This window comes from Cupriavidus sp. GW822-FHT03E04 (assembly GCF_058801495.1).
Genome location: NZ_JBXANI010000007.1, coordinates 311,591 through 325,979, shown reverse-complemented (window position 1 = coordinate 325,979; position 14,389 = coordinate 311,591). Strand labels below are relative to the sequence as shown.

11 protein-coding genes are annotated in these 14,389 nt (G+C 64.6%); 3 read left to right on the top strand and 8 right to left on the bottom strand.

The window, feature by feature from the left end:
- Nucleotides 1-18: 18 nt before the first annotated feature.
- The gene (locus AC1RQC_RS12460) at nucleotides 19-771 is read right to left on the bottom strand and encodes a TetR/AcrR family transcriptional regulator (RefSeq protein ID WP_183033307.1); all 753 of its coding nucleotides are present in this window, start codon (nucleotides 769-771) and stop codon (nucleotides 19-21) included.
- A gap of 162 nt (nucleotides 772-933) precedes the next feature.
- On the opposite strand from AC1RQC_RS12460, the gene AC1RQC_RS12455 reads away from it, so the two are divergent.
- Complete coding sequence (locus tag AC1RQC_RS12455) at nucleotides 934-3,198, top strand: xanthine dehydrogenase family protein molybdopterin-binding subunit (RefSeq protein WP_492883494.1); 2,265 nt, start codon at nucleotides 934-936, stop codon at nucleotides 3,196-3,198.
- 7 nt (nucleotides 3,199-3,205) lie between these two features.
- On the opposite strand, the gene AC1RQC_RS12450 is transcribed toward AC1RQC_RS12455, so the two are convergent.
- From AC1RQC_RS12450 to AC1RQC_RS12420, 7 genes are all read right to left on the bottom strand, one after another.
- Nucleotides 3,206-3,718 carry a MarR family winged helix-turn-helix transcriptional regulator gene (locus AC1RQC_RS12450; protein ID WP_477109347.1) on the bottom strand — a complete coding sequence of 171 codons (513 nt, stop codon included), beginning with the start codon at nucleotides 3,716-3,718 and terminating at the stop codon, nucleotides 3,206-3,208.
- Nucleotides 3,719-3,867: 149 nt separating this feature from the next.
- Nucleotides 3,868-4,230, bottom strand: coding sequence for a hypothetical protein (locus AC1RQC_RS12445; RefSeq protein ID WP_492374792.1), 363 nt, complete (start codon nucleotides 4,228-4,230; stop codon nucleotides 3,868-3,870).
- Nucleotides 4,231-4,373: 143 nt separating this feature from the next.
- Nucleotides 4,374-5,663 (bottom strand): CDF family Co(II)/Ni(II) efflux transporter DmeF, encoded by a 1,290-nt coding sequence (gene dmeF / locus AC1RQC_RS12440; RefSeq protein WP_492883528.1) that lies wholly within the window; start codon nucleotides 5,661-5,663, stop codon nucleotides 4,374-4,376.
- A 7-nt stretch (nucleotides 5,664-5,670) separates the two neighbouring features.
- A complete protein-coding gene (locus AC1RQC_RS12435; RefSeq protein WP_492374793.1) occupies nucleotides 5,671-5,949 on the bottom strand; it encodes a metal/formaldehyde-sensitive transcriptional repressor in 279 nt (92 codons plus the stop codon).
- 111 nt (nucleotides 5,950-6,060) lie between these two features.
- On the bottom strand, nucleotides 6,061-9,165 hold the full coding sequence (locus AC1RQC_RS12430) for an efflux RND transporter permease subunit (protein ID WP_492883492.1): 3,105 nt from the start codon (nucleotides 9,163-9,165) through the stop codon (nucleotides 6,061-6,063).
- A 6-nt stretch (nucleotides 9,166-9,171) separates the two neighbouring features.
- Nucleotides 9,172-10,233, bottom strand: a complete 1,062-nt coding sequence (locus tag AC1RQC_RS12425; protein ID WP_492883490.1) for a metal transporter — start codon at nucleotides 10,231-10,233, stop codon at nucleotides 9,172-9,174.
- A 2-nt stretch (nucleotides 10,234-10,235) separates the two neighbouring features.
- Nucleotides 10,236-11,693, bottom strand: a complete 1,458-nt coding sequence (locus AC1RQC_RS12420; RefSeq protein ID WP_492883488.1) for a TolC family protein — start codon at nucleotides 11,691-11,693, stop codon at nucleotides 10,236-10,238.
- A 243-nt stretch (nucleotides 11,694-11,936) separates the two neighbouring features.
- Here AC1RQC_RS12420 and AC1RQC_RS12415 point away from each other — a divergent pair, with 243 nt between their 5' ends.
- Nucleotides 11,937-12,599: a response regulator transcription factor gene (locus AC1RQC_RS12415; protein ID WP_492374825.1), complete on the top strand. Its 663-nt coding sequence runs from the start codon at nucleotides 11,937-11,939 to the stop codon at nucleotides 12,597-12,599.
- Nucleotides 12,575-13,927 carry a sensor histidine kinase gene (locus tag AC1RQC_RS12410; protein WP_492374797.1) on the top strand — a complete coding sequence of 451 codons (1,353 nt, stop codon included), beginning with the start codon at nucleotides 12,575-12,577 and terminating at the stop codon, nucleotides 13,925-13,927. The genes AC1RQC_RS12415 and AC1RQC_RS12410 overlap by 25 nt, the downstream gene beginning before the upstream one ends.
- The last annotated feature ends 462 nt before the right edge of the window (nucleotides 13,928-14,389 follow it).

Below are 14,389 nucleotides of genomic sequence, written 5' to 3'. Positions count from 1 at the left end.
GACCGCCGGATGCGAGGCTCAGGCGCGCTTGGCGCGTGCCGGCTTCTTGCGGGCGGCGGGTGCCGCCGCTTCGGCTTCGGCAGGGGCCTGCCCAGCCGGGGCGATGCCAGTGCCCGGCACGCAAACCGTGCTCAGCACCGTACGCTGGATCACATCGCGCCAGTGCTCCAGCGCGGGCTTGCTCATCATGGGCTCGCCCAGGAATGCGCTGAGCGTATGATGATTCGAGTTGTAGAAGTAGCCCAGCGACGCGATCACCAGGTAGATGTCGCGGGCGAGCACATCGGGTTGGAACAGCCCGGCAGCCTTGCCGCGCGCCAGGATGCCGTCCAGCACTGACAAGGCGTAGCTGGAGATCTCCCTGAGCCGGCTCGACTTCTTGGCGTGCTTGCCCTGGCTCATGTTCTCGCTGGACAGGATGGCGACGAACTCGGGATGATCGAGGTAGTAGCCCCAGACGAAGTCGATCAACTGGGTCAGCGCGCGCACCGGATCCTCGGGGTCGAGCTTGAGCGCCTGCTCGGCCTCGTTGAGCTGGATGTAGATGGTTTCGAGCACTTCGACGAACAGCTTTTCCTTGCTGCCGAAGTAGTAATAGATCATCCGGTCGTAGGTCTTGGCCAGCGAGGAGATCTTCTCCACGCGCCCGCCTTCATAGCCGCGCAAGGCGAAGACCTTGATGGCGGCCTTGAGGATCTTGGCTCGGGTGTCCTGAGCTTGCCGGGCCCGGGTTCCGGCTGCCGCGCTTTTCTTAGCGGTCGGGGTGCTCATATGTTTGATACGTATTGCTTGTTCGAGGCTGGCAGTATAACGGCCAGGGCGGGCGGCGCCGGAATCCGGCAGTCCGCCAGCGTGCCTACCTGAGACATGGAACGAATGGAAACGACACCCGGCTCCGGACCCCGGTCCGCCTCTCTTCCCGCATCGGCGCCGATGTCCCCGGGCGCGCAGCGCGACGCCCTGCTGCAGGCGCGCGGTGTGCTGCTGGTGACGCGCGCGCCGCAAGCCGCGCCGCGGCCCGCGCCCGGCCAGCCCGGCGCGGCATCCGACTACATCGCCGCGCAGCCCGACATCTTCGTGGCGGTGCGCGACACCGGCGAGATCCTGGCCTTCAACGGGCACGTTGACCTGGGCACCGGCATCCGTACCTCGCTCGCGCAGATCGTGGCCGAGGAGCTGGAGGTGCCGGCGGCGCGCGTGGCGATGACGCTGGGCCATACCGAAGCAACGCCCAACCAGGGCCCTACCATTGCCAGCGCCACCATCCAGATCTCGGCGCTGCCGCTGCGCCGCGCGGCGGCGCAGGCCATGGCCTGGCTGCGCGAGCGCGCGGCGCAGCGTCTTGGCGTGGCGCCCGAAGCGCTGATCGCCGAAGATGGCCGCCTGCGCTTGCGCGGCGAAGGCAATGAGAACGCCGAAGGCCTGGCCTACGGCGACCTGCTGGCCGGCGAGCATATCGAGCTGCCGCTGGCCGACGCCATTGCCACCAAGCCGGTCAGCGCATACCGCGTGGTCGGGCGTGCCGCGCCGCGCGTGGACATTCCCGCCAAGGCCACGGCGCAGCTCACCTTCGTGCACGATGTGCGCGTGCCCGGCATGCTGCACGGCCGCGTGGTGCGCCCGCCCTACGCCGGGCGCGATAGCGGCGGCTTTGTCGGCACCAGCTTGCGCAGCGTCGATCGTGCGTCGATCCGCGATGTGCGCGGTGTCATTGACGTGGTGGTGCAGGGCGATTTCATCGGCGTGGTGGCGCAGCGCGAGGAGCAGGCCATGCAGGCGGCGCGCCGCCTGTGCGTGGACTGGAAGCCGGCGCCGCCGTTGCCCCCGCTCAGCGAGCCGGAAGACACCGAGGCCGCGCTGCGTGCCAATCCCGCGACACGCCGCACGCTGGTGGAAGAGGGCGATGCCCAAGGTGCCTTCGACTCCGCCGACCGGATACTGTCGCGCGGCTACACGTGGCCCTACCAGATGCACGGCTCCATCGGCCCGTCCTGCGCCGTGGCGGACTACCGCGAAGATGGCCTCACGGTCTGGTCCGGCACGCAAAACCCGCATGTGTTGCGCATCGACCTGGCGCGCCTGACCGGCCTGGACGAAGGCCGCATCGAGATCGTGCGGATGGAAGCCGCCGGCTGCTATGGCCGCAACTGCGCCGACGACGTTTGCGCCGATGCGGTGCTGCTGTCGCGCGCGGTGGGGCGCCCGGTGCGGGTGCAGCTCAGCCGCGAGCAAGAACATCTCTGGGAGCCAAAGGGGGCGGCGCAGCTGATGGACGTGCGCGGCGCCATCGGCCCCGGCGGCGAGTTGCTGGCCTACGATTTTGTCAGCCGCTATCCGTCCAACGACGCGCCCACGCTGGCGCTGTTGCTGACCGGCGTGGTCGACAACGCGCCGCGCATGCTGCAGATGGGCGACCGCACCGCGGTGCCGCCTTACCAGTACGCCGCCACGCGCATCGGTTGCGACGACACGCCAGCCATCTTGCGCGCCTCCTGGCTGCGCGGCGTGTCCGCGCTGCCAAACGTGTTCGCGCACGAGTCCTTTATCGACGAGCTCGCGCATGAGGCCGGCGCCGATCCGCTGGCGTACCGCCTGCGCCACCTGCCTGATGCGCGCGCCACCGACCTGCTGCGCGCGCTGGCGGCGCATGCCGGCTGGCGCGAAGGCGCGCGCGGCACGCGTGGCCAGCCGGACGCGGATGGGCTGCTGCGTGGGCGCGGCGTGGCCTATGCCCGCTATATCCACAGCAAATTCCCGGGCTTTGGCGCCGCCTGGGCTGCCTGGGTGGTGGACCTGGCGGTCGCGCCCGATACCGGCCAGATCGTGGTGGAGCGGCTGGTGGTGGCGCAGGACACCGGCATGATGGTCAACCCCGACGGCGTGCGCCACCAGGTGCAGGGCAATGTGGTGCAGGCGCTTGGCCGCGTGCTCAAGGAACAGGTGCGCTTTGACGCCAACGGCGTGGCCAGCCGCGAATGGGGCAGCTATCCGCTGCTGACCTTTCCCGAGCTGCCGCCCATCGAAGTGCTGCTGATGCCGCGCCAGGAGGAAGCGCCGATGGGCGCGGGCGAATCCGCGTCGCTGCCGGGCGCGCCGGCCATTGCCAATGCGCTGTTCGATGCCACGGGGGTGCGGCTGCGGCGCGCGCCCTTCACGCCGGAGGCGGTGCTCGCGGCGCTGGCCGGCCAGCCCGCCTGAGGCGGGCTTACTCCGGCTCGCCGTCCGGTGCGTTGCCGCGCTCGTCGCGGTCGTCGAACTCGCTCATCTTGCGCAACAGGTAGGTGATCGCCACCCGCTCGGCGGGATTGAGGTCGCCGAAAGTCTGCTCGGAGATCTTGTGCGCGAATGGCACGGTTTCCTCGATCAGTGCATGGCCGGCCGGGGTCACCGTGACCACCACCTTGCGGCGGTCGTTGGTGTCGTGCGAGACGGCCACCAGCTCGCGCGCCTTGAGGCGCTCGATGATGCCGCGCACGGTGGCCTGGTCGATGGCGGTGGCTCGCACGATTTCGCTGAGCGAGCACGAGCCGCGCTCGTTGACCGCGCACATCACCACGAACTGTGCCGCGGTCAGCTGCGAGTCGGCGATGGTCTGCTGGAAGATCGCCACATGGCGCTGGTAGGCGCGCCGCAGCAGGTGCCCGACTTGCTCGGTGAAATCGTAGTCTGCGGCGGCGGGTTTTTGCGCGGCGGTCTTGCGCGCGGAGGAGTTGGGCACGATGGGCGGTCTGCAGGCATGAGATAAATGTGCCTCAGAGTATACCGAGTGGGGCCGCGCGCGGCGGGTTTTTTGCGCGCGCGGCTTCGCTCGGGTTTTGCCTCCACGCAGTGTGCGTCCCTTGGCCTGTCGCCACGGGCCGCTCGTGCTCAGGTAGCTTCGGCGTCCTCAACCTGCCGTTCACCACCACAATATGGGGCGCAGTCCTTCGGCCGGGCCGCTGCCAGCGCCTTGGGGATGGTCGCGGCCACCTGGCCAGCAACCGCCGATGCGTCGTTGCTAGCCTCGGTAAGAGGGGATCGCCGGCTCGTGGCCATATGGGCCCCGTCGGCGCACCCGTCAGGCTTGTGCATGCCTGCACAGATGGAACCTGCATGTGCCTGGATTTGCCCAAGCCTGGCGCCATCCGTGTATGGGTCAACCGGCCGCACCCCCGCGTTTGCAATGCCTGCGGCGGCACCAAGCGCCGCAAACGATGCAACGGATACGAATGCCTTCTTCAACGGTTTCATATCGTTCTCCTGCATTCAACCCACGAGAACCCCCTCCTCAGCAGGAAGTATAGGGTGCGGATGCACGCATAAGAGCTGGCCCGTCATACGAAATTGTCATGCATGCTTTCGCGGTATCGAACGCAGCACGTGAGCGCGTTTCATCATGCAGTACGCGAAGCGTGCACTTCGACGGTTACGTGCGACAGGCTCTTGAATTGCCTTAGGCGTGAGTGGTAATACTGCGGCCCGCGTTGGGGCGCATTGGTGACCACGGAGACCACGGCACTCAGGTGGCCCGGGCCAACCCGCCAGACGTGCAGGTCGACCAGCTTGTCGCCATCGGCCTCGATTGCCGCCTTGAGCTTGCCCGCCATGCGCTGGTCGGGGTTGCGATCGACCAGGATGCCGCCGGTGTCACGGATAAGGCCATACGACCAGTTGGCAATCACCAACGCGCCCACGACACCGGCAAGCGGGTCCATCCAGAGCCAGCCAAACGTCTTGGCCAGCAGCAGACCGATGATAGCCAGAACGGAGACGGCTGCATCGGCGACAACGTGGATGTAGGCGGCCCGCATGTTGTGGTCACGGTGATGCGCGCCGTGCCCATCCGCGTGGCCGTGGTCGTGCTCTTCGAATTTCACGGTGTGCTTACCGCCGGCAAGGTCGACCACCGCAGTGAAGGCATGCGGCTCGGGAATCTCGATCGCGGACTCCAGGCAGTCGGCCTTGCGCAATAACGTGAATTCCTGCCGGCTGTCGTCTGGCCGAATGGTGGTCACGGTCACTGCGTCGACCGGCAATGCCGCGTTTGTCGTTTCTGCTGTGAGGCGAAAAACCGGTGGCACGCCATCTTCGAAGATGGATAGCGAGAAGTCGCCTGCTGGCGTGGAAATATGCTGGACCTCCTCGTCGTGGTCATGCTCGTCGCCGTTCGCGTGTCCATGACCAGGGCCATGGCCATGGCCATGGCTGTGCCCATGATGGTCGCCGCCGCTCAACAGCCAGGCACTCGCGATGTTCACCAGCAATCCGACCACTGCAATGGGAATGGCTTCGTCAAAGTGAATCGGAACGGGTGAGAAGAATCGTGCGACCGCTTCATAGGCAATCAGCAAGGCAATCATGGCCAGGATGATGGCGCTGGTGAAGCCGGCGAGGTCGCCCAGCTTGCCGGTGCCAAAGACGAAACGGGGGTCGCTGGCGTGCCGGCGCGCGTAGGTGTATGCAAGCGCGGCAATCAGCATGGCACCGGCATGCGTCGACATATGCAGCCCGTCCGCAACCAGGGCCAGTGAACCGAACACGCTGCCACCGACGATTTCGACAATCATCATCAGGGCGCAGAGGACAATCACGGCCCAGGTCTTGCGCTCGTTCTTCTCGTGCCCGGCGCCCAGGAACACGTGGTCATGGCCTGCCCCAAACGGGGCGTCATAGAAGTTGCTCATTGCTGGCTCACTTGAAGTAGCTATGCACGATTTCGATGAGTTGCTCCTTGGCGTCACCTTCGGATTCACCGTGGGCAGGTTCGGCTTCGACAAGGTGCGTGCGGATGTGGTCTTCCAGTACCACCGCCAAGAGGCCGTTCATGGCCCCGCGGCAACTCGTGATCTGCTGCAGCACGTCCACGCAACCTTGCTCCTCCTCGAGCGCGCGTTCGATGGCATCGATCTGACCCCGGATGCGGCGCACCCGGTTCAGCAACTTCTGTTTCTCGCGGATTGTGTGGCTCACGGCTTCACCTCGAATATAGTATGGGGGAGTATATATTCTTTGCCAGGCAAGATGCCAAGACCTTGCAAGCGGCCGGGTCTTGCCGGCATCGGTGAAGTGATTTCGGAATCATCAGCCGGCCACCTCGCTTGCGCCGCGGTCAAATCTGCCGAAGCGAAGCGCGAGGGTTGGTAGTACCAGCAGGTTCAGCACGGTCGAGGTGACGAGGCCGCCCAGAATGACGATCGCCATGGGCCCCTCGACCTCGTTGCCCGGCTCGCCGGACTGGAGCGCCAGTGGTAACAGGCCAAGCCCGGTGACGAGCGCTGTCATCACAATGGGTGTCAGCCGCTCAGTCGCTCCCAGCGTTGCCGTTTCCAAATTCCACGCGTGGCCCTCGACCTGCACCAGGTGCTGGTAGTGGGAGATGAGCATGATTGCGTTGCGCAGCGTAATGCCGAACAGCGTGACGAAGCCGACCATCGACCCTAGCGACAGCAGTCCGCCCGTGGCAAATACCATCAGCGCACCACCCACCAGCGCGAATGGCAGATTTACCATGACCAGGGCCAGGCTGCGCCAGCTGCGCAGTGCCAGATAGACAAGGAGGCCGATACCCGCGGCGGCAATGGAGAAATAGACCAGCAAGTCCCGCTGTGCTTGCGCCCGGGCCTTCGCCTCGCCCGATAGGGCGAAGTAATAGCCCTTCGGAAACTTCACGTCGGCGGCAATGCGTCGCTGGGCCTCACTGACAAACTGGCCGAGCGACGGACCATTGAGATGCGCGGTCACGGTCTGCAACCGTTGGCCCCCATCGTGCAGGATGAGGTAGCGGCCTGTCGTCTGCGCGATGTCCGCAAGGCGGCTTAGCGGCACCATGACGCCGTCGCCATTCCGCAGCGGCAACTCACCAACCTGAGCCGGACTGCGACGCGATGCGCTGCCGAGCACCACCGTCACATTGAACACAGCGTTCGCCTCATAGACCTGGGCGACTTCGGCGCTCTGGTAGGCGGTCTGGATGGCCTCCATGACGTCCAGGGGTGCGAAGCCCCAGCGGGTCAACTGGTCCTGCCGCAGACGGATGGTTAGCTGGGGGATTGCAGGTGGCGACTGCACCGTCACTCCAGTTGCGCCCGGAACGGCGCCGAGCGTGCGGGACACCTGCCGCGCCAGGCCGTCCAGGATATCGAGGTCGCTGCCGAACACGTTGACGATGACCGGTGCCGTGTACCCGGAAATGGTTTCCTGGACCCGTTCGGTCAGGAAGGTTTCGGTGGCGAAGGTTACGCCGGGAAAGCCCGCCATTTTGGCCCGCAAATCGCCCAGCGTCTGTTCCTGCGCCTCCGCATCCAGGCCAGGCTTGAGGTCAATTTCGAACTCGCTATATTGCGGGCCGAAGACATCGATGCCGCGCGCGGTCCGGCCAACCCGTTGCGCCACGCTCCGTATGTTCGGCACCTCCAGTAGCGCGTGGCTGACGCGCTCCCCAATACGCAGAGATTCTTGCAACGATGTGCCCGGTGCCGCCTGCATGTGGGCGATGAAATGCCCTTCGCGCAGCTCCGGCAGGAACGCCGTGCTAAAGAAGGGCAGCGTTGCCAGGGTCGCCAGCACCAGGCCGCAAAATGCCACGATGACGGCAATCCAGTGCTGCTCAACATGGGTGAGGATGGCTGCGTAACGGCTCTTGAGCCACTGGTAGACGCGGGGCTCCTCTGCGTCGCTGGTACGGTTGGCCAGCAGTGCGTAGCACAGCGCCGGGGTCAGCGTGAGTGCGACCACCAGCGACGACATAATGGCCAGGATATAGGCTATCCCGAGTGGCGCGAATAGTTTGCCGGCAACGCCGGACAAGCTCAGCACCGGCAGAAAGATGGTGGCGACGGTAAATGTTGCGTATATCACCGCGCTTCGCACCTCGGTGGATGCGTTGACGACAACCGTGATGGCGGGCAGCGGCGTCGCCAAGTGGCGGTTTTCGCGCAGGCGACGGTAAATGTTCTCGACGTCGATGATGGCATCGTCCACCACCTCGCCAAGCGCGATGGCCAGTCCTCCCAGCGTCATCGTATTCAGCGCGACGCCGAAGTGATGCAGTACCACGACGGCGGCGAGCAGCGAGAGCGGGATGGCAGTGGCTGAGATGAAGGCGGTGCGTACGTTGAAGAGGAAGAGGAATAGGACGATGACCACGAGCCCCGCCCCCACGACGAGCGCCGTGCGCAGGTGGTCGGTTGAAGCGACGATGAAGTTGGCGGGTCTGAATATGTCAGCGTGCAACTGGATGCCGTTGGCCGCCAGCACTGGTTGTAAGGCCGCGAGCGCCACTTCGACGTTCTTGGTCACCGACACGGTATCTGCCCCATACTGGTTGCTGACCATCAGCACAACGCCCGACTGGCCCTGGACGTTGGCGCCGCTGACCGGCAATTCCTGGCCAAGTACGACCTTGCCGACATCCGCGAGCCGGACCATGGCGCCGTTCTTCTGCAGCAGGACAACCTGGCCCAACTGCTCAGCGGTCGTGGTCTGACCGACGGTATTGAGCACGATGCGCTGGTTCGGGGTTTCAAGCACGCCTGCGCCACGGATGCCTGTCGCGCGTTGCGTCGCGCTGACCACGTCATGCAGGGATAGGCCAAGCCGAACCAGCTTTTGCGGGTCGACCTGTACCTGGTATTGCTTGATTTCGCCGCCATAGATGCTCACGTCCGAGACCCCGGCACGGCTCAGCAGCCGGGGTTTAAGCGTCCATTCGGCGAAAGTGCGCAGCGCCATCGGCGAACGCGTGTCCGACGTCAGCCCTATGCCAAGCACAACGCTGGTCGCCGAGCTCAGCGGGGTCATTTTCGGCGCACGTACTCCCGCCGGCAGCTCGCCCGCGAGGGTCGCCAACTGCTCTGCCACCAACTGCCGGGCGCGGCGAATATCGGTCTTGCCATTGAACGTCAGGGTAACGACCGATACGCCCTGTATCGATTGGGACCGCATGGATTCGAGCCCGATCGAGCCGCCCAAGGCATTCTCAACGCGCTGTGTGACCAGCAGTTCGACCTGTTCGGCGGAGAGCCCGGGGGCTTCCGTCTGGACGGTAACGAGCGGTGGCGTGAATTCCGGAAAGACGTCGAGCTTGCTCTGGAACAAGGCATAGGTGCCGTAGCCGAGGAGCAGGCAGGCGAGCGCAACGATGACGCCGCGAAGGCGGACGGACAAGTCGACAATGGAAGTCAGCATATCGGGTCAGCGTGCGTCGTTACCTTGCTGGCTGGCCAGCTGCGCTCGGGATTCTTCGGAGAGCAATAGCTGTGCGCCCCGCACCACGACCCGGTCGGCGGGCTTGAATCCTTCGGTGACGACAAAATCCCCATCTTGAGGCGAGCGCGGGTCGACCGGGCGGCGCTGGAAGTGCGTGTTGTCGGACTGGACGTAGGCCCAGGGTTGACCTCCATACCAGACGATGGCGCCGGCGGGCACCAGCAGGCCGCTATCTTGTCCCGACGGCACACCGAGGTGGGCGGTTACGCGCATGCCCGTAGCCAGGGGTACAGCGGCGCGATAGAAGTAGGCTTGTCCCTGGATGCCGGGGTCGACCTGGGGCGACGGTGAAATCAAGAGAGCGTCGAACGCGGGGATACCATCCGTCGTCACGTTCAAGACGGCGGGCGCTGTTGCGGATGGCCCGGTCGGCAACACGACCCGCAACAACACTTCGCGGCGTGCCACAAAGGGGACTAGCTCCGGAGATTCCGGCGTCGACGCCCAGGCCGATAGAGCCGGTCCGAACTGTTGCCTGGCCGCGCTGGCAATGGCGGCGACACCCACCCGTGCCGCATTGACTTTTGCCGTCGCCGAAGCAAACACTGCGCGCGCTGCTTGCACCGTCTTGAGCGACACATTGCCTGCATCCGCGTTGAGCGCCTGGAGCCGCTCATAGTCTGCGCGCGACGCGTCGAGCGAAGCTTGGGCGGCGTTCAGGTCCGCAGCGCCTGAGGCATGGCGGCTCGCCATTTCCACGAGGGGTTGCAAGTCGAGAACGATGCCATAGGCAGCGGGTCCGGTCATTGCGCTGGCGGGCGCCAGCGTATCCACCTGGAAGCCGCTGCGTGCTTGCATCGTGGCGTCGACCATCAGCGTAGTGAATCCATCCGCCACCGTGATGCGGACCGAGCTCGGGACCGGCGCCTCGCGTTCGGCTTCCTTGTCCTGCTCACCCTTGCTCAGCAAGAACCCGCCTAGCACAAGCGCGGCCAAAATCGCAGGCGACAAGAGCAGAATGCCCTTGAGTATCGTTTTTCTTGTCATGGTCATTCGACCCAGTTGTTCGGATTGGCGAGCGCATCGCGGTCCGAGAGTGGACGCTGGATGGCATCTTCCAGCCGGCCGATGGCCTGCTGCATCTGGAGTTCGGCATCTTGCAGCGCCAGTCGCGCCGCAAGCTCGGTCTGTTCGGCAAGCGTCAACGCCATCCGGTCGGTTTGCCCCATTTCGAAGGAACGTCGTGCCGCGCTGAATTGGAGGCCTTGCACACGGACCTGCTCTTCATTCCGTGTCACGATGCTCTGCGTGGCTTGATAGGCAGTGATGGCGCCATCGGCTTCACCCAGGGCCTGTGCTTCGAGCCGCTTGACCTGGGCTTGCGCTGCCAGCCGCCGAGCCCGCGCCTGCGCGATGGGCCCCTCGTTGCGATTGAATATGGGCAGCACGAGATTGGTGAAGTCGAAGCCAAGCTTGTGCAGGCCCTGGTCAAAGGTATAGCCCGGGCCGAGATGAATGTCCGGATATTGCTTGGCCACCTCCAGTTGCAACGCGGCCTGGCTGGCTTCATATTGCGCTAGTCCCGACAGCACATCGGCCCGGTTCAACAAGGCCTGCAGCTGGATTTCCGGGGCGGGAATCGCGGCATACGGTCGTCCGAAATCCTCCAGGTCGATATCCAGGCCATCGAGCGCGGCTGACCGCAGACCAAGCACGTTGGCCACCTGGACCCTGGCGGCGGCGGCCTGCCGCCGCGCATTGAGCAGATCCGCCTGGACCTGGATGAGAGCCACGCGCTGCTGGTTCAGCTGCCACGCCGAGGCGTCGCCAAGGCGGACCCGTTTCTCCAGCATCGCGTCCAGGCGCTGGTCCAGCTCCAGCTGCTGCTCGAGGAGCTTCGCCCGCGAATTCGCCGACCAGAGATTCAGGAGCTGAGTCCGTAGCTGGCTTCGCACGCTCCAGGCAGTAGCCGCGACCTCCAGGCGCGCCGCAGTGGCGAAGTGGGCAGCCTGGTCGATGCGGTAGCCGCGCTTGCCGGCAGTCTGGATCGGGATGTCCAGCGTAATGCCGAGCGTCCATGGCGTGTCTCCCCCCTTGGGATCCAGGGTGCGTTGAAACGGCAGCTGCAGGGACGGATTCGGCCGCTGCGCGGCGGTCTTGATGCTCGCTTCCGTGCTCGCTAGCCGGGCACGCGCGATGTCCAGGTCCGGGTTGTAGTACAGGGCAGCAAGGGTCAGGGTATCCAGGTTCCAGCGGGGTGGCGGCCAGCCTGTGCCCGCGCGCATGGCATGGCGCTGGACAAAGTCACGCAAGTCCACCGAAGCCAGCGATCGCGCGTTATAGGTTGTGGCAAGCGTGCCGGCGGAGATCGGCCTTGCGTCGTAATGGTCGAACGCACATGCCGACAAGGTCGCGCAGCAGGCGGGGAGCAGCCAGGCCCGGGACGAAGCAAGAATCCGGGACGCCAAGCCCGGTCTTGCCGTCAGCGTGGCACTTGCGCTTTCCATTTCTCTGCTCCTTTCGTTGATTCCGCCGTCCCATGCTGATCCCGTGAAGGCGAGCGGCGGCGGGTCAGGGGCTGTTGGCTGGCAACAAGCGGGGCGAGAATAGGCTGGGGAAATTAGTGGGGACTTAGCAATGCCAGTCCGGACATGTGATCTATGCGACGAGCCCTGCTAAGTCTTAGCTAAGTCTGCATTGGCATGTTGCGCACGGGCATGCATATGCAAGCAACCGAATCTGGGGGGCGGATGCGAACGCTACTGGTAGAAGACGATCCCCTTATCGGGGAGGCCATTTGCCAGACTCTCCGGGACGCGGGTTATGCGGTGGACTGGACGACGGATGGCCGTCAGGCCGCTACGGCGCTATGCACCCAGCGCTACGAGGTGGTTCTGCTGGACCTGGGGCTTCCCGGAAAGGATGGCTTCGCGGTACTACGCGAGGCACGCAGGAACGGGAATGCCGTGCCGATCCTCGTCATCACGGCACGCAGCGCAGTAGAAGACCGCATTGCTGGCCTTGACCTCGGCGCGGATGACTATCTGGTGAAGCCGTTTCATATCGGCGAATTGCTGGCCCGGCTGCGCGCACTCACGCGGCGCCAGGGCCAGGAGATCTCCTCCATCCTTCGCAACGGCACGCTCTCGCTGGACCAGGCCAGTCACGAGGTCTGGTACCAGGGCGTCCAACGTCAGCTGTCGGCTCGCGAATTTGCGCTCCTGCGCGAGTTCCTGCTCAGACCCGGCGTCATCCGCTCCCGCAGTGAACTCGAAGAGCGCCTCTACGGCTGGAACGAGGAAGTCGAAAGCAACGCCATTGAATTCCTCATCCATGGGATCAGGAAAAAGCTCGACGCGGGTGTCATTAAGAATATCAGGGGGGTGGGATGGATGGTGCCAAAGGCGGAGTGAACCGTTCACTCCTATGGATGTTATCCGCCTCCATATGCGGCACGATTCTGGTCATCGGGCTCGTGGCAGCGGCGGCGTCGTTCTGGTTCGCCTTTGAGGAGGCGCGCGACCTGCAGGACGACGAACTGAGGGAGATTGCCTGGCTGGTCTCGCCAGGCGATGCCAATGCGTTGTCCTCGCAAGGCGGATTCATGCAGGCCGATGAACCCGGGATGCGCATCTGGGTGCTGAAGGTATCCAAGCTAGCCACCCGCGTGGTCACGCCAGACCTGTCGCTGACTTTGCCGGGCGCGCTATCCGATGGTCTGCATACCATTGAATCCCACGGCGAATCATGGCGCATTTACGTCAGGCCATTGCACACGGAATATGGCCTGGCGGTCGCGCAGCGAACCTCGGCGCGAGACGAGATTGCACGCGACAGTGCGCTGCGCACGTTGATTCCGCTGTTGCTCGTGATTCCTGTCCTGATACTCCTGGCGGGAATTTTGATCCGAATTCTGCTAAGGAAAGTGCAGCAACTCGCCGCGGAGGTCGATAAGAAGGGCGACACAGACCTGGCGTCGCTCGCCGTGCAGGGCGCGCCATTGGAAATCCAGCCGTTTGTCAGTGCGACGAACAGGCTGCTTGGGCGGCTGCAGTCGGCCATCGCGCAGCAACGCCAGTTCGTAGCCGATGCGGCGCATGAACTGCGCTCGCCGGTGACCGCGATGACGTTGCAGCTAGAGAACGCCATGACCGTGGAGGACACCACCGAAGCCGTCCTGGCTCGCCTCGCGCCGCTGGGAAAAAGCATTTCGCGCATGCGCTCCCTGGTTGAGCAATTGCTGATGCTGGCCGAGCACGAGGCAGGTTCCCCAACGGTCAGCCACGACATCGACACCAAGGCCGTGGTCATCGATGCGCTTGGGGAGATATTCCCGTTCGCGGATTCCAAGGATATCGACCTCGGCCTGGAGGTTGGCGAGGCGCTGACGATTCGCGGCGACCAGGAGGATTTTCGCGCGCTGGTCCGCAATGCCATCGACAACGCGGTCCTCTACACGCCACCTGGCGGCAAGGTCGATGTACGGCTGTTCCGGATGGGCGACGCCGCCATCTTCGAAGTGGAAGACTCCGGCCCGGGCATCCCGGAAGGGGAGTTGCCCCGCGTGTTCGACGCGTTCTATCGGGTTGCCGGGTCGGGGCAGCCGGGAAGCGGGCTCGGGCTGGCTATTGTCCGGAGCGCGGCGGCACGACTCCGCGGCCAGGTCAGTTTGCATACCATCGCGCTGGACGGCAAGGCAGGCTTGCTCTTTGTGTACATGCAACCCCTCGCAAACAATTAAAGGCGAGCCGTACCGAAGCTGCGCATTTCACAACGTGAGCGTGCGGCGGCGTATTGGTTTCGGTTTCGGGCGAAGCACTTCCTGCCGGGGCGAGCAACGAGTCCCTTTAGCCATACACGTTCCCACTATGGGAGGGTCAGGAGGTATCTTGGTGGGCGATTGGAATCGGTGCGCTTGCGATCAACGTGGTGGATCTGGTCTTCATCCGCTAAACTAGGCGCCCAACCACACGGCTCGGATGCGCGATCAATGGTTCGACTCTTCGCTCCTCGGTCATCCCCTACGCCTCGGCGCTTCTTGTTCACCTCGACACTGCACCGGCTCAGGCTCCTTCCGGCCTGATGGAAGCATTCGTCAGCCATATCCATCCGCCCGCTTCGATCCTTTGAAGCCCTAGGTGCGTCTATTTTCGGGCGCATACCCTGGGCGTTGCCATAACATTGGTTAATGCGACACTCCAAG